The following is a 19891-nucleotide window of genomic DNA, read 5'->3' on the forward strand; positions in this document are numbered from 1 at the left end:
AGGCCGTCCACCACCGCCCGGGTCGCGGCCCGCAAGGCGCGCGACCTGACCCGCCGAAAGGGCCTGCTGGAGTCCGCGGCGCTGCCGGGCAAGCTCGCCGACTGCCAGTCCAGCGACCCCTCCCGGTCGGAGATCTTCATCGTCGAGGGCGACTCCGCCGGCGGTTCGGCGAAGTCCGGCCGCGACCCGCGGTACCAGGCGATCCTCCCGATCCGCGGCAAGATCCTCAACGTCGAAAAGGCCAGGATCGACAAGATCCTCCACAACCAGGAGATCCAGGCGATCATCTCCGCGTTCGGCGCGGGCGTGCACGAGGACTTCGACATCGCCAAGCTCCGCTATCACAAGATCATCCTGATGGCGGACGCGGACGTCGACGGCCAGCACATCAACACCCTGCTGCTGACCTTCCTCTTCCGCTTCATGCGGCCGCTGATCGAAGGAGGCCACGTCTACCTCTCCCGTCCCCCGCTCTACAAGATCAAGTGGAGCCGGGACCACGTCGAATACGCCTACTCCGACCGCGAACGCGACGTGCTCCTCGAACGGGGCCGGCAGGCCGGCCGTCGCGGCAAAGACGGCTCCATCCAGCGCTTCAAGGGCCTGGGCGAGATGAACGCCGAGGAGCTGCGCGTGACCACCATGGACCCCGACCACCGGGTCCTGGGCCAGGTCACCCTCGACGACGCGGCGGTCGCCGACGACCTGTTCTCCGTCCTGATGGGCGAGGACGTGGAAGCGCGCCGCCACTTCATCCAGCGCAACGCCAAAGACGTCCGCTTCCTCGACATCTGACCCGCCGCCCCCGGGCCCGCCACCCCGGCCGTGGCTAGGCGTCCGCGACCCAGCTGCCGTGGAATCCCAGGGGTACCCGGCCGGGGAGGTGGATACGGGCCAGCGGGTGGCCGCCGAAGTCCTGGGCCGAGAGGATCACCAGGTCGGTCGCGCCGCGGTCGGGGTCGTTCACATACGACAGGACGTAGCCGTCGTCCTCCTCCCGCGCGCCGCGCCGGGGGACGAACACCGGCTCGCTGACCGCCGCGCCCGCCGGGAAGCGGTGAAGCTGCCGGCTGCTCCGCAGCATGTCGTGCTTCACCAGGTGGTTGGTGAACTTCTCGTCCGGCGGCACCCCGTCGACGGTCTCGTACGCGCGCCACATCTCGGCCGCGCTCGCGGTGTAGGCGTAGCGGTGCCGACGGGAGACCAGAGACTCGTTGATGCGGGGGAACTCCTGCGGGCGGTCGTCCAGCCGGCTGCTGCGGACGCGGCCGGCGCGCAGGTCGATCGTCCAGCGGTCGAGGGTCGGGGCGCCGGTCGCGGAAGGTCCGCCCATGCCGCGCCCGGCGGCGTGGAACGGCGCGGGGAACCCGGTGTACTCGACCACGACCGTGTCGCCCTGGTCGTAGGCGTTGAGGGTGTGCGAGTAGTACACGGGGTCGATCTCGAACCAGCGTATGGCGCGGCCGCCGGTGCGACGCAGCAGCCCGATGCGCATGGGATGCCTGTCGTTCCACACGTACGGCACGAGCGCGCCCGCCTCCGCGGCGGCACCGTCGAAGGTGATCGGCACGTCCACGATCACCACGTACTTCTCGGTGAGCGCGAAGTCGTGCATCATCGGCGCGTCCGCGACGGGGATCCGCGTGGTCCGCGCCACCCGGCCGGTCCGGTCGACCAGGATGTGCCGCACATGGTCCCACGTGGGGTAGTACGCGATCGCGTGCAGTTCGTCGGCCGCCGAGTCGTACTTGGTGTGCGCGGTGAACGCGCCGCCCAGCGTGGAGCGGAAGTCGTACGGGCGCAGGGTGTTGAGTTCCCCGTCCAGCTCGTACGGCAGCGGCCCGCCTTCCTGCATCGCGAGGATGCGTCCCTTGTACGCGATCACGTGGGTGTTGCACGCGAAGTCGTCCGGTGGCGCCTGGCCCGGGTAGGCCTCCCCCAGCTTGGCCGTCACCTGCGAGGACCGCACCCAGCGGTTGCGGTACCACTCGGCGCGCCCGCCGCGCAGCCGGACCCCGTGCACCATTCCGTCGCCGAGCATCCAGTGGTGGGCACGGACATCCTCAAGGCCCAGCGGGTTCGGGCCGTTGCGCAGATAGCGGCCGTCCAGGTCACCCGGGACGCGGCCGGTCACCTCGAGGTCAAAGGCCGTCAACTCCTCCGTGACCGGCTCGAAGGCCCCTTCAAGGAACGGGGTCGCGCCGGTCGTGCCGCTCTCCCCGGCCACGGTGCTCGCCTGTGCCGCGGCCGGGAAGAAGCCGGGCCCGAGGCCGCTGCCGACCACGCCGCCCGCTGCCGCGACCGCGGCGCCCTTGAGAATCCTCCGCCGTGCGTGACTGGCCATCATGCTTCCCCACTCCCTTGTCGATGTCCGGCTCCGTCCGCCGGGTTCCGGGTGACGGGATCTACCCTCCTCCGCCGTGGCCCGTGAAACAGTCGGCCCAGGCCCCGAATCGGGGGTGTTGATGGCACCACCCCCGAGGCCGGGATGTCGCGGCGAGCCGCTGGAGGCCTTATGGCACAGCACGCTGCCCGCGGACCGGCCGCACCGAACGGCCCGATGTCCGAAAACCAGCGCACGTGAGGCGTGACTGACCTTCAGACTGTTGCCGTAACGCTCGAGCCATTCCGCCATCGCGGTCTGTTCCCGTCCTTGACGGCCAGGACAGCCAGGCGTAGGGGCGCCGCCCCCGGGACGGCGGCCCGCAGACGACCCACGGGGAACACCATGACGGAGCACGAAGGCGTACACCGGCCACCCCAGGACTCCCCCGACGGCCCACCACCCGGCGCTTTCGGGCCACCGCCCCCGGCTCCGCCGAACTACCCGCCCCCGCGATCCCCGTACGCCGCGCCGCCCGGCGTCTTCGGGCCCCCGCCTCAGGGCCCGTACCCTCCGCACGGCCCGTACCCTCCGCAGGTACCGCCGCGGTACTCCCCCTACGGGCCCCCGCCCGGCCCGCCCTCTTTGCCGTACGGCCCACCCCCGCCGCCACCCGGGCAGGGACGGCGGCTGCTGCCCGCCGGGCGGCGGAAACGTCTCCTGTGGTTCGGCGGTGCCGGTGTGCTGGTCACGGCGCTGCTGGCGGGGCTGCTGGTCTGGAACACCTCGGGATCCGAGAAGCCGGAGGCCAAGCGGGATCTGAAGCCCTTCCGGCAGGCCGTGGCCGCCCTGGCCGACGTCCCCGGCCTGCGGTACCAGGACTCCGGCGGCGGGCTGACCAAGCGGGACGTCACCGTCACCGCCTCCGGCAGCCGTTTCGGCACCGAGGGCTCCGGCGACGCCGACGCCAACCGCGAGTTCCTGCACATCGGCGGCAGGACCTTCACCCGGCAGAAGGCCCCGGTCTCCGGTACGGAGTCCGGCAAGGGCGACTCGGGGAAGTGGGCGGCCGCGGAGGAGAGCGACGGTGTGACGCGGGAGGTGGTGAAGCACCGGCCGGCCCCGCCCGACCTGGCCACGAAGCTCTCGAAGGCTCTCGACAAGCTGAAGGACACCCCCGCCCCGACTGAGTCGGCGAAGCCTCCCACGGTCCACGGCACGCCGGCCCTCGCGGTGGACACCTCGGCGGGCCGTCTGCTCGTCACCGAGCAGAAGCCCCACCGGGTGCTGCGCCTGGAGTCCTACCGCACCTCCCGGGCGGCCGGGGCCTCCGAGGCCTCGGCCGCTCGTTCGGCCTCGGTGCGGCTGACGCCCGCCGCGGCACAGGGGGCCTCCGAGGACGAGGATCCCTCCGAGACCCCCGAGGTGACGGACGGCCCCCTCGAGGGCAGCGAGGTCGCGGGGCTGGACCTGACGCCGGTCACCGGGGACGCCGTCGACCCGATGTTCGACTCCCTGGAGAAACAGACCAAGGAGCTGAACAAGGCGACCGACGGCGGCATCGCCCTGACCCTCAGCGGTTCGGGAACGGTCACATGCGGTTCCGGTGGCTGCACCGCCGCCAACAGCTTCACCGGTCAGATCACCACCAGCGCCAGGAGCCGCCTGAGCGACGGCAAGGTCACCGCGGCGATGACCGCCTCGTTCACCATCGACGGCAGGTCCGCGGGCCACTGCGCCAGCCCGCCGAGCTCCTTCGCGGTCACCGGCACCAGCGTCTCCGGCAAGCTGTCCTGCTCCAACCCGGGCGCCGGACCGACCTTCGCCTCGGTCGAGGCGCGGAAGAAGGCCGACGCACGGGCCCGCTCCCGGGCCAACGGCGGCCGTCCGGTCCAGTACCGCATCCCCTACCGCGCCGACACCGTGATCAGGGCCTATGCCCTGGCGAGGACCGAGGTCAGGAAGCTGGTCGACCGGGTACGGCAGGAACGCGACGGCACCGGCTGCACCCTCCGCGGCTCCGTGTCAGGCGCGGCGGCCCGTTCGGCCGGCGCCGCCGAGCCCTCCGAGCCGCCGTACGCCGCCGCCCTCCGCGTCCACCGCCCGCCCACCGGCGCCGAGGCCGTCGCCGGCGGCGCCAAGTGTCCGGACGAGAAGGCCGTGGGCGCCGCCGACAAGATCATCGAGCGGGCCGCGGGGGGCAGGGTACGCAAGTCCAGCAACTACCACCCCCACTTCGGTGACGAACGCGTGAGGGAGATCCTCAAGAACCCGGACGCGGTGTACCTGTCCCAGGGAGGGCGTGGGAACCTCATCTTCCGGAAGGGCGAGGACATCGTGGTCACCAAGGGCCCCGGAGCCGGCGTGGGTGACGTCATCACGGGCTACGGCCCCTCCGGGAAGAAGGGGCAGAGCGGAGCCGAGGCTCTGGGTGGGTCGCCTGACGACCCGGGGCCCCCGGTGACCCACGAGGACATCGTGAATGGAAAGATCCCCGACACCAAGGGCGGCTTCATGCCACCCGCCAGGCGTATCCGATGAGGCGATGAGCACGGTGCAGATCACGCTCGGCGACACCATGGTCGCCGAATGGACGGACAGGCCTCTCGCCTTCACCCCCCGCTTCGACTTCCGCGATCTCCAGGTGATCGTCGCCGGATACGCGGACCCGGCCGGACGGGAGCGGCAGCTGCCGGACACCTTCGGCAGCGCGCAGTGGTTGTGGTCGCAGGACGAGCATTTCCGTTTCGACCGGGGCAGCCGGGAGCTGTGCAGTCTCACGTTCTTCGTGCCTCCGCGGTCCGTCTCCGTGCCACGGCGCCACGCCCTCCACGACGCCCCGCGGACGCACACGGGCGGGCTGCGCGCGGAGGCGGCGCGGGATTTCGCCATGCCCCGGGCCACGGTCTTCCACTGCGACCCCGAGGCCACCGAGCTGCGATGTTTCCGGGACATCGGGGGTCTCGACCGGGACCTGGACGCGCGGCTCTGCATCGCCCCCGACGTGTCCCTCCTCGTGCAACAGGGCGAGGTCGCCGGCTGGAGCCTCAGGGATCCCGCGCGGTATCTGACCGACGGGTTCGCCGAGCCCCGTCCCACCCCGCCGGCCCCTGCCACCCGGATCCGGCTGGCCGAGTGCCTGGAACTGGTCTCCTCGCCACTCGTCGACCAGGTGATGGACCAGGACGCGGACGCCTGGCGCAGGCTCCGCGCGACCGAGCACGCCCTGCGGGTACAGCAGGAGGACCGGCCCCGCGCAGACATCCTGCACGGGGTCATCAGCCGCCTCATCGAGGACTACGAGCCCTGAGGTCAAGCTGAAGTCGACGGCCGGCACCGGAGTCACCTACGTGACCCGCAAGAACCGGGTGAACGACCCCGACCGGCTGGCCCTGCGCAAGTACGACCCGGTGGTCGGCGGACACGTCCTGTTCCGCGAAGAACGCTGACCCCTGCCTCCGTCGTCCCGCGATGGAGGCCCCCTGAGGAGGCACCACCCATGAGGTCGAGCGGCGCTACGGCCGCACCGCTCCCCCTCGCCGCTGACGGCCTGACCCTTTCATGGCCCGGCACCGCACACGCGGTGCCGGGCCATGCGCGTGGAGGGGGTGTCCCACTCCGCCCCGGCCCGAGCCGGGCTGTGGTGCCGGGCTGTGGTGCGTAGGCACCAGGACACACGAGCGGCTGGTCCGGGCGCACCAGGGGAAGACGGCGTCGGGGGACGATGCCCGGCGGGGCGCCGGAGGGAAGGGTGGGAGGCGCGTGAATCCCGCGCATTCCCCTTGCCCCGCGGTGTCTGGAGTGATCAACAGGTGGCGACCGAAGCCGTGGTTTCCCCGGTACGCATCGGAAGGCTGTCGATCGGTGCCCTCGGCATCTTGGCACTCGCCCTCGGCACGCTGCAGTCAGTGGTGGAGCCCGCGCTCCCGCTGCTGCAGCGTGAGCTGGGGGTCAGTCCTGCCGAAGGGGCGTTGGTCGGCAACACGTTACTCGTCACCGGCGCGGTCGTCGCACCCGTCGCGGGCAAACTCGGCGACCGCTACGGCGGAAAGCGGGTGCTGGTCCGGCTGATGGCCGTGGTTTCGGCCGGTGGTCTGTTGGCCGGCCTGGCACCGAACCTGCCGGTGTTGTTGCTCGGCCAGGTATTGCAGGGCGTCATGGTGGGCGCCTTGCCCCTCTCCTTCATCCTGGTGCGCAAACACCTCCCGTCAGGAGAGTCCCGGCTGGCGATCGGGGTGGTCATGGCGCTGTTCACGGGCGGCGGCATGGTCGGGACGCTGTTTGCCGGGCCGATCGCGGAAGGACTGTCCTGGCATTGGATGTTCGCGCTGCCGACGATCGCGATCATCGCGACGACGCTGGTCCTGACTCGGCTGATGCCGCATGATCCGCCGAGCCCGTCGGACCACGGGATCGACTGGCCCGGCATGGTGCTGCTGAGCGGCACATTGCTCACGTTCATGTTCGGGCTCGTGAAGACGACGGGCGCCGGCCTGCCGCCACTCGCGGTCGGTGCCATCGCGGTGGCCGTGGCCGCCCTCACGACCGGATGGGTCGTCGTCGAGCGCCGGGCGGCCTCGCCGATGGTCGATCTGGGCATGCTGGCAAAGCCCGCGATGTGGCATTCGTGCGTGCTCACCCTCGTCATAACCGCCGGTTTCGGCATGGTGGCCTTTCTGCTCCCGCAGCTGTTCGCGGTCTCGGCAGACGGGTACGGCTTCGCTGCCGACACCACCGAGATCGGACTGTTCCTGCTGCCCGGCGCCGTCGCCGGGGCGGTGAGCGATTCGGTGGGCGGAATCGCGGCGCGGCGTTTCGGTCTGCGTGCCGTGCTCATCGTGGGGGCCGTCGTCACGGCCGGCACGATGGTTGCACTGGTGTCGCTGCACACCGCGGAGTGGCAGCTCGTCCTCGCGAAGGTGCTGGCCGCCATCGGCGCGGGCCTCGGTACCACGGCGTTGCTCACCCGGACCGCCACCGCCGTCGGGACCAGGGACACCGGCATCGCCACCGGCCTGCTCGTGGTGACACGGGTGATCGGCGTCGCCGTGGGCTCCCAGGTCGCCGGCGCGATCCTCGACGCCGGGGCCGACTCGACGACGGGCCGGCCGGCCGAATCGGCCTTCGTCACGGGTTTCGCCGTCGCCGGCCTCGTCGCCGCGCTGTCCCTGCTCGTTGTCCGTTTCACAAAGAAGGGAACCCAGGCATGACACCTACGGATCTGTCGCTGGACGTGAGTACTCCCGCGACGCGCACCGTTCTGATCTCCGGGGCCAGTATTTCCGGGCCCGCCCTCGCGTACTGGCTGCACCGGTCCGGATGCGCGGTCACCGTGGTGGAGAAGGCGGGAACACCGCGCGACGGTGGTTACCCGATCGACGTCCGCGGCACCGCGATCGAGGTGGTCCGGCGGATGGGGATACTGCCGCGACTGCGGGACGCGCATATCGACTCGCGGCGCTGCACCTTCCTCGACGCCGATGGCGGTGAAGTGGCCTCGCTCAGCCCGTCGGCCGTTGCCGGCGGGGTCGAGGGACAGGACCTCGAGGTGCGTCGTGGGGATCTGGCCGCGATCCTCCACGCGCTGGTCCGCGACGACGTGGAATTCCTGTTCGGCGACTCCATCGGCACCCTCGACCAGTCCGGCCACGGGGTCGACGTCACTTTCCGCAGTGGGCGGCGGCGCACGTTCGACCTGGTGGTCGGCGCCGACGGTATGCACTCGGCCACCCGGGAGTCCCTGTTCGGCCCCGAGGAGCGGTTCCACCGCTACCTCGGGTACTGCTTCGCCATATTCACCATGCCGAACACCTTCGGCCTCTCCCACGAGGTCATGATGTGGAACACCCCGGGGAAAGCCGCGGCCCTCTACGCCGTCGGGGACGACGAGCTCCACGCCTTCCTGACCTTCCATCAGCCGGAGCCGCCGTTCCATGCCCTCCGGCACCCCGAGGCCCAGCGGGATCTGGTCGCCACGGTCTTCGCGGGCGCGGGATGGGAGATCCCTGGCATGGTCAAGGCCCTGCGCGACGCGGAGGACCTGTTCTTCGACACGGCCGGTCAGATCCGCATGCCCCACTGGTCCAGCGGCCGCGTCGCACTCGTCGGCGACGCCGCGTACGCACCCTCGTTCCTCACCGGCCAGGGGTCAAGCCTCGCGCTGGTCGGTGCCTACATGCTCACCCACGCCCTGGCCACGAACCGCGACCACATCGCGGCCTTCGCCGCCTACGAACGCGACGTTCGCGAGTTCGTCGCCATGAACCAGGCCCTGGTCGACAACGGTGCGGCCACGCTCTTCCCCACCACGGCGCGGGCCCTGGAGCGACGCAACACCATGCTGCGTGGCCTCGTCACCCTGCCCTCCGCACCCGCACGGCCTGCCCACTCGGCCCTTGCCCTGCCCGAAGCGCCCCCGGCACAGGACTACGACAGGCGGTCGGTGTCGCCGTCGGGGGCGGCGTGGGCCAGGCCCGTGCGGTAGGCGATGACGACGAGTTGCGCCCGGTCGCGGGCCTCCAGCTTCGTCATGGCGCGCTGCACGTGGGCGCGGACGGTGAAGGGGCTGAGGAACATCCGCTCGGCGATCTCCTGGTTGGACAGGCCGGTCGCGACCAGGGCCACCATCTCGCGTTCGCGCGGGGTGAGCAGGGCGAGCTGGTCGGTGCGGTGCGGCGGGGCGTCCGGTGTGGCCAGGAAACGGGCGACCAACGAGCGGGTCGCGGCGGGGGACAGAAGGGTGTCCCCGGCCGCGATCGTCCGCACGGCGTCCAGCAGGTCCTCGGCCCCGATGCCCTTGCCGATGAAGCCGCCGGCCCCCGCGCGCAGCGCCTGGGCGACGTACTCGTCGGTCTCGTACGTGGTGAGGATCAGGATGCGGCTGGCCCGCAGTTCCGGGTCCGCGCAGATCTCCGACGTGGCGGCGAGACCGTCCACTTCGGGCATGCGGATATCCATGATCACCACGTCCGGGCGCAGCTCCCGGGTGAGTCTCACCGCCTCCCTGCCGTCGCCGGCCTCGCCGACCACGGTGATGTCGTCGGCACTGTCGAGGAGTATCCGGAAGGCACCGCGCAGCAGGGCCTGGTCGTCGGCGAGCAGCACCCGGAGCGTCATGGCGCACCCCCGGCCTCTCCACCGCCCGTCCGTCCGCCGCCCGTCCGTTCGTCGTCCGCTCGTCCGTCGTCCGCTCGTCCGTCGCCTGTCGCTTCGTCGGCCATCCGCCCCTCCGTGGTTGTCGCTCCGTCAGTCCTCCGCGTCGTGTCCTTGGCGGGCGGCAGGGGCAGCTGGGCGGAGACGAGGAAGCCGCCCTCCGGGCGCCGGCCGGCGGAGAGGTGTCCCCCGACCGCGAGGGCCCGTTCACGCATCCCGATCAGACCGTAGCCGGGCGGACGGTCCGGCGCCGTGGACGCGGTCGGCACCGTGGACCCACCCTGCGCCGCGGCCGCGGTCGGCGCCGTACGAGCGCCCCCTCCGTCGTCGGCGACGGTGATGGTCACGCGATCGCGGTTCCAGGACAGGCGCACCCGGGCGCTCTTGGTACCGGCGTGCTTGGTCACGTTGGTCAGGGCCTCCTGGACGATGCGGTAGGCGGTGAGGTCCACTCCCGGCGGCAGCGGCCTGGCCGTGCCCTCCTGGCGCACCGACACCTCCAGGCCCGCGCGGCGGAAGGACTCGAGGAGCGTGGGAAGCCGGGACAGCCCGGGCGCCGGTTCGGCGGGCTCGGCGGCGTCCCCGGACTGGCGCAGCAGACCGACCGTGGCCCGCAGTTCGTCGAGCGCCGCGCCGGTGGTCTCGACGAGCTCGTTCAGGCTCTTGCGGGTCTGCTCCGGGCGGGCGTCGAAGAGGTGGGCGGCGACCGTGGCCTGCGCGTTGGCCAGGGTGATCTGATGGGCCACGAGGTCGTGCAGTTCCCGGGCGATGCGCACCCGTTCCTCGGCCACTCTCCGGCGCGCCTCGCTGTCCCGGCTCTCCTCGGCCCGTCGGGCCCGCTCCTCCATGGCCGCGAGGTAGGCCCGCCGGTTCTGTGCCGAGTGCCCGAGTACGCCGGCCACCAGCGGGAACGCCGCCACCGCTGCCACCCTGCTCACGTCCTTCCAGGAGAGGGCCCCGAACAGGGGGGTGGAGGCGACCAGCAGCGCCACGGAGGTGAGCGCCACCGCGCTCGTCGCGTGCCGTCGGGTGCGCGCGGTGAGCGAGTAGGCGGTGATCACGGCGGGGGCCACGATGAGCGGGCTCAGCAGGAGGCCCAGGGTCGGCGCCAGCACGCCGCTCGCGGTCGTGGCCGCCATGGCGGCCAGGGGCGCCCGGTGCCGCACCGGCAGCACGGCACAGGACGCCACGGCGATGAAGTAGGCGGCGGTGGGCGGCGGTGACAGCGTGCTGCCGTCGTCCCGCACCACGCCGCCGAGCAGACAGAGCACGAACGCCGTCGCCGTGACCGCTCCCTCCCGCCACCACGTGCCGCGCGGTCGCGGGCCACCGCCATCCGTGTTCGTCATGGCCGGCTCAGTGCCGGTGCCGGCCGGCGGGGAGCCGCACCGCGTCCGACTCGGCCGCGGGGGCCGGGACATGCCCGCTCAGTGCCTCACCCTCGATATCCACATTCGGCAGCACACGGTTCAGGATACGGGGCAGCCACCAGGCCCGGTGGCCCAGCAGTGCCAGGACCGCGGGCGCGATCGCCATCCGGACCACGAAGGCGTCGAAGGCGACGGCGGAGGCGAGGCCGACGCCCATCGTCCGGATGGTCGGGGAGTTCATCCCGATGAATCCGGCGAACACGCTGATCATGATGATCGCCGCCGCTGCCACCACACGTCCGCTGTGCCGGAAGCCGCCCACGATTGCCTCGCCGGGGGACGCGCCATGGACGTAGGCCTCCCGCATCCGGCTGAGGAGGAAGACCTCGTAGTCCATGGCGAGGCCGAACACTATGCCGATGATGAGGATCGGCATCAGCGACATGACCGGTCCGGTCTGCTCGATGCCGACCAGGTCCGCGGCCCAGCCCCACTGGAAGACGGCGACGAGGACACCGAAGGCGGCACCCACCGACAGTAGGAAGCCGAGCGCCGCCTTGACCGGGACCAGGAGCGAGCGGAAGACCACCGTCAGCAGGAGCACCGCCAGGCCGATGACCACGGTCAGGTAGGGGATGAGGGCGTCGGACACGGCTTCGGAAATGTCGATGTTCAGCGCGGTGGTGCCGGTCACCAGGATGTCGGCGCCCGTGTCGGCCTCGACGCCGGCGACCGCGCCCCGGATCGCGTGCACCAGGTCCTTGGTCTCGCCGCTGTTCGGCGCGGTCCGCGGGACGGCGGTGAGGACGGCGGTGTCCTTGGTCCGGCTGAGAACCGGGTCACCGACCGACGCGACCCCGTCCACTCCCCGTACGGTCCTGGCGACCAGGTCCGTGGCACCCCGGGTGTCCGCGACCCCCGGCATGTCGACGACCACGGTCAACGGGCCGTTGAAACCGGGGCCGAAGCCTTCCGACAGCAGGTCGTAGGCGCGGCGTTGGGTGGTCTCCACCGGCTTGGACTCGTCTCCGGGCAGCCCGAGTTCAAGGCTCAGCGCCGGTACGGCGACGGCGCCCAGGCCGAGTCCGGCGATCAGCAGCACGGCCGCCGGTCGGCGCAGCACGAACCGCGCCCAGCGGGTGCCGAGCCCGGGCCGGGCGGCCGCGGCGGGCACCGGGCGCGGACGCGCGCTCCCCGGGCGCTCACTTCCCGGGTGCTCACTTCCCTGCCGCTCCCTTCCCGGCCGCTCCCTTCCCGGCCGCTCGCTTACCGGCCGGCGATCCGCGGGTGCCTTGCGGACGGCTCGGGACAGTATCGGCCGGCCGAAGAAGCCGAACAGCGCGGGGACCAGGGTCAGTGCGACGAGTACGGCGAGGGCCACGGCGCCCGCGCCACCCATGCCCATCTTGGTGAGTTCGGGGATTCCGACGACCCCCAGCCCGGCCAGGGCGATGAAGACGGTCGCGCCGGCGAAGACGACGGCGGATCCGGCCGTGCCCACCGCCCGGCCGGCGGCCTCCTCCGGTTCGCTGCCCTGGGCCCGCTCGTCACGGTAGCGGGAGGTGATGAAGAGCGCGTAGTCGATGCCGACCGCCAGCCCCAGCATCAGCGCCAGGATGGCGACGGTGGACGTCAGGCCCAGCGGCACCGCCAGCGCGGTGACCAGGCCGAAGGCGATGGCCACGCCCAGGAAGGCGGTCAGCAGGGACAGTCCGGCCGCGGCCAGCGACCCGAGGGTGAGGACCAGCACCACCGCCGCCACCACCACGCCGATGATCTCCGTCGTACCGCCCGGTTCCTCTTCCGAGTCCAGGGCCGAGCCGCCGATCTCCACGGTCAGCCCCGCGTCCCGGGCGTGGCGAGCGGCGTCCTCGAGGGCGCTCTTCGTCGCCTCGGTCAGGTCGACGGCGTCCGCGGCGTAGGTGATCGTGGAGTAGGCGATGGTGCCGTCCTCGCTGACAGCGCCGGTCTCATAGGGGTCGGTGGTCGACGCGACCTGACCGCCCCAGTCCAGCGAGCCGAGCGCGTCCTCGACGGCCGCCTTGTTCTCCCTGGCCGTCACCCGCTGTCCGTCCGGGGCCCGGAACACCAAGCGGGCCTCGGCACCCTGGGAGTTGCTCTGCGGGAAGCGCTCGTCCAGCAGGTCGAACGCCCTCTGCGACTCGGTGCCGGGCAGGGAGAGGTCCTCTTCCTCCCCGGCCGGCGCCATGGCGGCGGCGGCGATGGCCAGCACCAGGGCTCCCAACCACAGACCACCTACGAGCCGGCGCCGCCGGAAGGCCCACCGGCCGACCCGGTAAAGAAATGTCGCCACCTGTTGATCACTCCAGACACCGCGGGGCAAGGGGAATGCGCGGGATTCACGCGCCTCCCACCCTTCCCTCCGGCGCCCCGCCGGGCATCGTCCCCCGACGCCGTCTTCCCCTGGTGCACCCGGACCAGCCGCTCAGGTGTCCTGGTGCCTGCGCACCACATGCCTGGCCAGGCCCCAGACGCCGGCGGCGGACAGCTGGACCAGTCCGCCGCGGCGCCAACGCGTCACCGTTCCGGAGAGCAGTCCGGCCGTGATCCCCCCGACCGCGACGGCCGAGAGGAACAGGCCGAGGGTCTGCGGGTCTCCCCCGAAACGGATCTCGTTGACCAGGGGAAAGAGCGCGATGGGCATGGCGAGCAGCGTTGCGGACAGGTCGGTGGCCATGGAGCCCCACAGGGTCGGGCGGCGCAGGACGATCCGCCAACCGCCACGCTTCGGCCGGCGCCTGCCGCCTGCCACGTCGGCGCCTTCGGGCCGCATGGCCGGCAGGCGGATCACCGCGAGCATCGAGACGGCCATGGCCACCGCCTGGGTCGCGTATGCGGCGGGGAGTTCCCAGCGGGCGATGATCAGCCCGGCCAGCGCGGGACCGGCCAGCATCGCCGCCTGGAAGGAGACGTTGGTCAGCGCGAGACCGGCCGCGACCTGGTCGCCCGGCAACAGCCGGACCGGGAAGGTGCGCCGGGCCGGAGCGCCGAGAGCGCCGCAGCTTGTCTCCATGGCGACCAGGGCCAACAGCAGCAGCACGCTTCGGTTGTCCGCGAGGGCCTGGACACTCAGCCCCGCGGCGGCCAGCAGTTGGCCCGCGGTGGTGGCCCGCACCACCGTACGGCGGTCGACGCTGTCGGCCAACGCGCCGCCGAGCAGCCCGAACAGCACCATCGGCAGGCCGGTGGCGAGCCCGATGGCGCCGGTGCCCACCGGGCTGCCGGTCAGGTCCCAGACCTGGGCCAGCACCGCCACAGTGGCTATCTGTCCGCCGATCTGGGAGACCGAGGTGCCGATCCACAGGTCGCGGAACGCATGGCTGCCGCGCAGCGGGCGGGTGTCGAGGAACCGGACACGGACGCGTCGCCTCATCGCGGTGGCTCGACGAGATGGTGGAGGATCCGCTGCCGCATCGACCGTCGTTCCAGTGCCCGCCGCACCTCCTCGACAACGGCGGTCATCGCGTACGGGACCTCGCTGTCGAGCTCCGCGACCGTCTTGTGGGTGGCGCGCCACTCCGCCTCCAGGAACGGCACCAGCGACCTGCCCCGCTCGGTCAGGTCGATCCGGCGGGTGCGGGCGTCAGGCCCCGGCTCGGAGGTGACCAGGCCCTCCTTGCGCATGGCGGCGACGGTCTGGCTGATCGCGGAGTGCGAGCGGCCCAGGGACTCCGCGAGCTCGCGAATGGTCAGTGGTCCGGTGTGGGCGAGCCGGATGAGCGGATAGGCGAACCGAGGCCGCACCCCCTCGATGCCACGCTCGACATAGACCTGCTCGATCTCGGCGTCCATGGCCGCCAGAAGCTCGTGCAGGGAGTGCCAGGGATCGGGCAGCGCTGTGGGATCCAGAGATGTCACAGCGCTAATATAACAGCGCTGTGACAACTGGTTCACCGGTGCGTGAGTACGCGGAACTCGTTGCCGTCGGGGTCGGCCATCAGCACCGCGCCGTCCCCGCCGCCGGCGGAGCCGAGACGCTTCGCCCCGAGGGACAGCAGCCGCTCGACCTCCCCTTGCGGATCGTCGTCCGGCGCGAGATCGAGGTGCAGGTCCTTGCCGGGATCCGGCATCAGCGGCGGACCGCCCCACGTGATCTTCGTACCGCCGTTGGGCGACTGGATGGCGGTCTCCTCGTCCTGGTCCCAGACCAGCGGCCAGCCCAGCGCCTCCCTCCAGAAGTAGCCCACGGCCTGCGAACCATCGCAGGCGAGCGCTCCGATCAGGCCGCAGCCGAGGAGAAACTTGTTGCCCGGCTCAAGGACACAGAACTCATTGCCCTCGGGGTCGGCGAGCACCACATGGGAGGCGTCCGGTCCTTGACCGACGTCGGCATGGCGCGCACCGAGGCCGAGCGCCCTGGCCACCGTCTCCTGCTGGTCCTCCGGGGAGGAACTGGTCAGGTCGAAGTGTGACCGGTTCTGGGCGACCTTCCGCGCCTGGGAGGGGCGGAAGCCGAGGCGGTAGTCGGCGTCATTCCCGGACAGCAGGGCGACGCCACCGTGAGAATCGTCGGCTCTCTCCAACCCCAGGAGGCCGGACCAGAAACGCGCCAGGCGCTCGGGCTGCCGCGCGTCGAAGGAGATTGCGAAGAGTCGACTGCTCATGGCGCCACGCATCCTCTGGTCCGTTGAGTGCCGACCGTCGGCAGGACGCCGTGTCAGCGCCTCGTACCGTAGCCTCACTCAGGAGGCGGACGGCTCGATCTCCCCCGCGAAGACGATGACCTGGTCGATGAGGCTCCGCCGCAGATGGACGACGTCCGTTCCCGCCAGGCGGGGGCCGCCATCCGGCGTGGTGAAGACCCACTGGTACCGGGCCCACTCGCCAGGCATGTCCACCGCTGAGCAGCGCACCATCGTACCGGTCCCTGCCGGGTGATGCCTGATGTCCAGCACAAACCGCTCGACCGCCTCGATCCCTTCACTGCGGCCCAATGGCCCCCAGAAGACCACGTCTGAGGTCAGGGCCTGGGAGAGCAGGGCAGTCACATAGCTGTCGTCCGAGGCGTTGAACGCGGAGATGAACGTGTCGATTGCGGAGCGCGCGGTCTCTTCCTGCATGTCCCAGTAATACCAGCCGTTTCGCGTGCGCTCGTCCCGTGAGCCGCCTTCCGGTCACGGTGAACCATTCCGGTCACAGCACCGACAGCCAGACCGCGAGTGCCGGAGAAGCGGTCACCGTGGCCTTTCGGGGCCGCCCCGCGACCCGGAGCTTCGGGACGAGGACCTGGGGGAATCCGACCGGCAACAACCCCCACCGCCTCTCCGACGGTGCCGCAGCCACCCACTGGCTCAGGCAGCAACCCGACTGCCCATGAGCCAAGGCCCCGGCGCCGTGCCCCTCCCCGCTGGACCCATCTGCCTGTTGTTTCTCCTGTGCTCTTATCCGGGTATTCAACCGGGCATGGGGGGAAACAAGACGAAACCGGCAGCGGAATCCGACAGCGGTGACGACGGAGGGCCCGGGCCAGGAGCCCGAGGGGGCGCCTCTGAAGTCGCGCCGGCGCCGGCCGGTGGGGCCGTGGTGAATCAGATCAACGGCGGGATCTACCTGAACGCGGTGGTCCAGGGCCGCACCGTCCATCTGCATCTGCCGCCCGTCGTCACCCCGGCGACCGGCGGTCTGCCGCCCGCCACGCCCGCCTTCGCCGGCCGCGGCGACCAACTGCGGGAGATCCTCACCCGGCTGGCTCCCGACCCACGCGATGTGCCGGGTCCAACTGGCGGATCGATCACTGTGCTGGCGGGTCTGGGCGGAGTCGGTAAGTCCGAGCTGGCCCTGCAGGTGGGTTGCCGCGCACTCGCGAAACCCGGCTGGTTTCCCGGCGGGGTGCTGTTCCTGGACATGTTCGGCTATGACGAAGAACGCCGCCTGACCCCTGAGGCCGCCTTGGACGCGTTACTGCGCCGTCTGGCCGTTCCCCTCGAACACCTTCCCACGGATCGGCAGGGGCGCAGCGCGCTGTACCGCACCATCCTGAAGGGCTATGCCGAGCAGGGACGGCGCGTTCTCGTCATCCTGGACAACGCCTCCAGCAGCGAACAGGTCCGCTCGCTGCTGCCCTCCGACGGTGCCACTCCCGTCCTGCTCACCTCCCGGCACACCCTCACCTTCCACCTCGGTGAGCGCTTGTACGACCTCGACATACTCGAGCCTCACCTCGGCGTCGAGGTCATCCGCAATGTGCTTCGGCAAGCCGACCCGGCGGACGCACGGGTGGCCACGGAACCGGCGCAGGCCCTCAGGATCAGCGAGCTGTGCGCCGGGCTGCCGCTCGCCCTGCGGGTCGCCACCGCGCTGCTCGCCGAAGCCCCTGCCCGGCCCTTGGCCGATCTCGCCCGGATGCTGGAGGACACGCGTCGTCGGCTGGACCGCCTGAGCCGTCGCGCCGACCTGGCCGTGCGGGCCGCCTTCGAGCTCTCCTACCGGGCTCTGGCTCCTGAGCACGCGCGATTGTTCCGCTTCCTGTCCCTCGGCCAGGGTCCTGACATGTCGACCGTGGCCGCGGCCCGCCTGCTCGACGAAGACCCCGATGACGTCCAGGACCTCCTCGGCGATCTGGCCCGGGCCCATCTCGTGGGTCACGGCGCCACCTACGGACGTTGGCGCCTGCACGACCTGGTCCGGCTGTTCGCCCATGAGCAAGGCCGGGCCCGGGCCGAGGAGGACCGGCCGATGGAAGCGCTCGGCCGCCTCTTCGAGCATTACCGTCTCACCACGGAGGCGGCCGACGCCCACCTGGGGCCGGACGGCGATGCGCCGGGACGCTTTCCCGATCTCGTCGCGGCCTTGGAGTGGCTGGACGCGGAGCGTCCCAACCTCGTCGCCACCGTCCAGACCGCCCATGTCGTGGGACGTCCTGACATCAGCGTCCACCTGGCCTTCGCGCTGACCCGGTACCTCGACCGCCGGCGACACATCGATGACTGGATCGGTACGAGTACCACCGCGGTGGGCCTGTGCCACCAGCACGACGCGGACGAAGGCATGGCCGCGGCGCTGAACAACCACGGTCTGGCACTGGCCGCGGCCCGGCGATTCGACGAGGCCGTCAAGGCGCACAGCCTCGCACTGGGCATCAAGCGAGAGCGTGGTGACCCGCACGGGATGGCCGAGTCGCTCAGCAACATGGCCGGCAACTGGTGTGAGACGCGCCGGTTCGAGGACGCCGTTCGCGCGTATACGGCAGCCGCTCGGATCTTCGGCGAACTCGATGACGATGACGGCAGGGCCCGAGCGCTCGTCAACCTCGTGGCCGTCCTGGTCGAACTGCGCAGCTTCGACGAGGCGCTCGCCGTCCTGGCCGAAGTCACGCGCGTCAAAGGAGACCCCGGCGACCACGACGACGCCGTTCTCCTCATGAACCGTGGCAAGTCGCTGTCCGGGGTGCGGGAATTCGACCGTGCTGTGGAGGATTTCAGCCGCGCGGCGCACATCTACCGCCGCAATGCGGACCAGCACGGGGAGGCGTCGGCGCTCACCAACCTCGGCAACACCCTCCTGCAGGAGTGGCGTATCGACGAAGCCCTGGACGCCCACACCCGGGCGGCCGAACTCCTGAGCGCTGTCGGCGACCGTCACGGCGAAGCCGTGGCCCGCAACAGCATGGGGCTGTGCCTGATGCGGGCCCACCGGCTGCAGGAGGCCATCGAGGCTCACACCCGGGGCGTCGAAGCCTTCCGTGACACCCACGACCGCCATGGCGAGGGCTTGGCTCGTACCAATCTCGGCATGTCCCTTGCCGCGGACGGTCGTGCCGGGGAGGCGGTGATCGAGCACACCCTGGCCGCGGAACTGCTCCAGGAGACCAGCGATCCCCACGGCGCGGGAATCGCCCTGAACAACCTCGGCTGCGCGCTGCGGAGGACGGGAGAGTTCGGTCGGGCCATCGAGGCCCACGACGCGGCCGCTGAGCTCTTCCGGCAGACGGGGGACCGCAAGTCGGAGGCCGATGTCCACAACAACGTCGGTACGGCCCGCCGCGAGATGGGACAGCTCGAGGAGGCCGTCGCCGCCCACGCCGAGGCCGCCGCCATCTACCGGGAGATCTCCGAACGCCACGGTGAGGCCGAAGCCGCGGAGAAGACCGCGGCGGCGCTGCTGATGATGAACCGATTCGAGGAAGCGGACCGCGCCGGAGCCAAGGCCGCCGAAATCTTCCAGGGGACCGGGGATCGTTACGGAGAGGCTGTGGCACTCGCCAACCGCGCCCTCGCCCTCGTCGAACTGCGCCGGTTCGACGAGGCCGTCGCCGTCAGCGGGAAGGCGGTCCTCCTCTTCCGTGCGCTGGACAGCCCGGGAGAAGAGAATGCCGCGCTGAGAATCCTCATCCACGCGGGCAACGAGCTCGACGGGGGTCAGGACCCCTCCGCCAGCCTCTCCCAGTGATCGGCGAGTGCCCGCAGCGTGGCCATGAACGGTGCGCGCTCCGCCTCTCCGAAGGACTCCAGGAGGATCTTGTCGAGCATGCGGGCACGGTCGTTGGCCTCGCGAAGGGCGTCGCTGCCCGCGTCGGTGAGGTAGAGCAGCTTGCGACGGCCGTCGGCGGCGTCGGGGCGGCGGGCGAGCAGGCCGCGGGTCTCCAGCCTGCGGGCCACGTCGGCCATGGTGGACGTGTCCAGGGACACGGCAGCGGCCATGGACCGCTGGTCCCGGCCCGGATTGGCCTCGACCGCCTGCAGTACCGCGAACTGGGGTCCGGTCAGCACCGGATCCACTTCGCGTCCCCACACCGCGAGATACGCCTGGTAGAGACGGCGGACTTGATAGCCGGGCGCGGCGGTCAGAGCAGCGGGTATCTCCGGCGTGGTCTCGGCTGGCGGGGTCTGGTCGGTCATGGGGCCTACTTAAGCATGCGCGGCCTGCGCCGAGCGACAGCGGACAGGGTTCGGGAGCGGGTCACGCGGCAGGCTCCGTGAGGGGCTGTTCGGCCCAGATGACCTTGCCCTCCGGCAGGTAGCGCGTGCCCCACCGCTGGGTGAACTGAGAGATCAGGAGCAGGCCGCGGCCGCCCTCGTCTCGTCCG

17 protein-coding genes and 1 pseudogene are annotated in these 19891 nt (G+C 71.3%); 8 read left to right on the forward strand and 10 right to left on the reverse strand.

All coding sequences use genetic code 11. The features are described 5' to 3' along the window. Positions 1-795: toprim domain-containing protein (locus tag BBH68_RS36250; protein ID WP_245738475.1), on the forward strand; the 795-nt coding region annotated here is incomplete at its 5' end. A 34-nt stretch (positions 796-829) separates the two neighbouring features. Here the strand turns inward: BBH68_RS36250 and BBH68_RS36255 are convergent. Continuing rightward, positions 830-2344: a carotenoid oxygenase family protein gene (locus tag BBH68_RS36255; protein WP_065968116.1), complete on the reverse strand. Its 1515-nt coding sequence runs from the start codon at positions 2342-2344 to the stop codon at positions 830-832. Between the two features lie 720 nt (positions 2345-3064). On the opposite strand from BBH68_RS36255, the gene BBH68_RS43680 reads away from it, so the two are divergent. From BBH68_RS43680 to BBH68_RS36280, 5 genes are all read left to right on the forward strand, one after another. After that, a complete protein-coding gene (locus BBH68_RS43680) occupies positions 3065-4864 on the forward strand; it encodes a hypothetical protein (RefSeq protein ID WP_065968097.1) in 1800 nt (599 codons plus the stop codon). Positions 4865-4868: 4 nt separating this feature from the next. Continuing rightward, positions 4869-5633: a hypothetical protein gene (locus BBH68_RS36265; protein WP_079254507.1), complete on the forward strand. Its 765-nt coding sequence runs from the start codon at positions 4869-4871 to the stop codon at positions 5631-5633. A gap of 7 nt (positions 5634-5640) precedes the next feature. After that, complete coding sequence (rpmG, locus tag BBH68_RS36270; protein ID WP_065968098.1) at positions 5641-5772, forward strand: 50S ribosomal protein L33; 132 nt, start codon at positions 5641-5643, stop codon at positions 5770-5772. A gap of 363 nt (positions 5773-6135) precedes the next feature. Further along, the gene (locus BBH68_RS36275) at positions 6136-7533 is read left to right on the forward strand and encodes an MFS transporter (RefSeq protein WP_245738476.1); all 1398 of its coding nucleotides are present in this window, start codon (positions 6136-6138) and stop codon (positions 7531-7533) included. Next, positions 7530-8807 carry an FAD-dependent monooxygenase gene (locus BBH68_RS36280; RefSeq protein WP_065968100.1) on the forward strand — a complete coding sequence of 426 codons (1278 nt, stop codon included), beginning with the start codon at positions 7530-7532 and terminating at the stop codon, positions 8805-8807. Before BBH68_RS36275 ends, BBH68_RS36280 begins: the two co-directional genes overlap by 4 nt. Here the strand turns inward: BBH68_RS36280 and BBH68_RS36285 are convergent. The 7 genes from BBH68_RS36285 to BBH68_RS36315 all read right to left on the reverse strand — a co-directional run bounded on the left by BBH68_RS36285 (position 8750) and on the right by BBH68_RS36315 (position 15926). After that, positions 8750-9439, reverse strand: coding sequence for a response regulator transcription factor (locus BBH68_RS36285; protein ID WP_065968102.1), 690 nt, complete (start codon positions 9437-9439; stop codon positions 8750-8752). The two genes, BBH68_RS36280 and BBH68_RS36285, sit on opposite strands and share 58 nt — an antisense overlap. Further along, the gene (locus tag BBH68_RS36290; protein WP_065968121.1) at positions 9436-10824 is read right to left on the reverse strand and encodes a sensor histidine kinase; all 1389 of its coding nucleotides are present in this window, start codon (positions 10822-10824) and stop codon (positions 9436-9438) included. Before BBH68_RS36290 ends, BBH68_RS36285 begins: the two co-directional genes overlap by 4 nt. Positions 10825-10831: 7 nt before the next feature. Next, the gene (locus BBH68_RS36295) at positions 10832-13159 is read right to left on the reverse strand and encodes an MMPL family transporter (protein WP_065968104.1); all 2328 of its coding nucleotides are present in this window, start codon (positions 13157-13159) and stop codon (positions 10832-10834) included. A gap of 132 nt (positions 13160-13291) precedes the next feature. Continuing rightward, positions 13292-14239 carry an MFS transporter gene (locus BBH68_RS36300; protein ID WP_245738477.1) on the reverse strand — a complete coding sequence of 316 codons (948 nt, stop codon included), beginning with the start codon at positions 14237-14239 and terminating at the stop codon, positions 13292-13294. Further along, on the reverse strand, positions 14236-14724 hold the full coding sequence (locus BBH68_RS36305; RefSeq protein ID WP_065968105.1) for a MarR family winged helix-turn-helix transcriptional regulator: 489 nt from the start codon (positions 14722-14724) through the stop codon (positions 14236-14238). The genes BBH68_RS36300 and BBH68_RS36305 overlap by 4 nt, the downstream gene beginning before the upstream one ends. Positions 14725-14756: 32 nt before the next feature. After that, positions 14757-15470: a VOC family protein gene (locus tag BBH68_RS36310; RefSeq protein ID WP_065968107.1), complete on the reverse strand. Its 714-nt coding sequence runs from the start codon at positions 15468-15470 to the stop codon at positions 14757-14759. 78 nt (positions 15471-15548) lie between these two features. Continuing rightward, complete coding sequence (locus BBH68_RS36315) at positions 15549-15926, reverse strand: nuclear transport factor 2 family protein (protein WP_065968108.1); 378 nt, start codon at positions 15924-15926, stop codon at positions 15549-15551. Between the two features lie 29 nt (positions 15927-15955). Here BBH68_RS36315 and BBH68_RS41150 point away from each other — a divergent pair. Beyond that, positions 15956-16141 (forward strand): annotated as a pseudogene (locus BBH68_RS41150) (S41 family peptidase); the annotation flags it as partial. 248 nt (positions 16142-16389) lie between these two features. After that, on the forward strand, positions 16390-19254 hold the full coding sequence (locus tag BBH68_RS36320) for a tetratricopeptide repeat protein (RefSeq protein WP_170066635.1): 2865 nt from the start codon (positions 16390-16392) through the stop codon (positions 19252-19254). Here BBH68_RS36320 and BBH68_RS36325 read toward each other — a convergent pair. Beyond that, complete coding sequence (locus BBH68_RS36325; RefSeq protein WP_065968112.1) at positions 19224-19703, reverse strand: MarR family winged helix-turn-helix transcriptional regulator; 480 nt, start codon at positions 19701-19703, stop codon at positions 19224-19226. The genes BBH68_RS36320 and BBH68_RS36325 overlap by 31 nt on opposite strands. A 61-nt stretch (positions 19704-19764) precedes the next feature. After that, the coding region (locus tag BBH68_RS44670; RefSeq protein WP_141713133.1) for an ATP-binding protein at positions 19765-19891 on the reverse strand (127 nt) is incomplete at its 5' end.

It is taken from the genome of Streptomyces sparsogenes, from assembly GCF_001704635.1.
GTDB lineage: Bacteria > Actinomycetota > Actinomycetes > Streptomycetales > Streptomycetaceae > Streptomyces > Streptomyces sparsogenes.

Coding starts and splice junctions, on each gene's coding strand:
- BBH68_RS36255 (WP_065968116.1), bottom strand. CDS start 2,344: ATGGCCAGTCACGCACGGCGGAGGATTCTCAAGGGCGCCGCGGTCGCG.
- BBH68_RS36265 (WP_079254507.1), top strand. CDS start 4,869: ATGAGCACGGTGCAGATCACGCTCGGCGACACCATGGTCGCCGAATGG.
- BBH68_RS36280 (WP_065968100.1), top strand. CDS start 7,530: ATGACACCTACGGATCTGTCGCTGGACGTGAGTACTCCCGCGACGCGC.
- BBH68_RS36285 (WP_065968102.1), bottom strand. CDS start 9,439: ATGACGCTCCGGGTGCTGCTCGCCGACGACCAGGCCCTGCTGCGCGGT.
- BBH68_RS36290 (WP_065968121.1), bottom strand. CDS start 10,824: ATGACGAACACGGATGGCGGTGGCCCGCGACCGCGCGGCACGTGGTGG.
- BBH68_RS36300 (WP_245738477.1), bottom strand. CDS start 14,239: ATGAGGCGACGCGTCCGTGTCCGGTTCCTCGACACCCGCCCGCTGCGC.
- BBH68_RS36310 (WP_065968107.1), bottom strand. CDS start 15,470: ATGAGCAGTCGACTCTTCGCAATCTCCTTCGACGCGCGGCAGCCCGAG.
- BBH68_RS36315 (WP_065968108.1), bottom strand. CDS start 15,926: ATGCAGGAAGAGACCGCGCGCTCCGCAATCGACACGTTCATCTCCGCG.
- BBH68_RS36325 (WP_065968112.1), bottom strand. CDS start 19,703: ATGACCGACCAGACCCCGCCAGCCGAGACCACGCCGGAGATACCCGCT.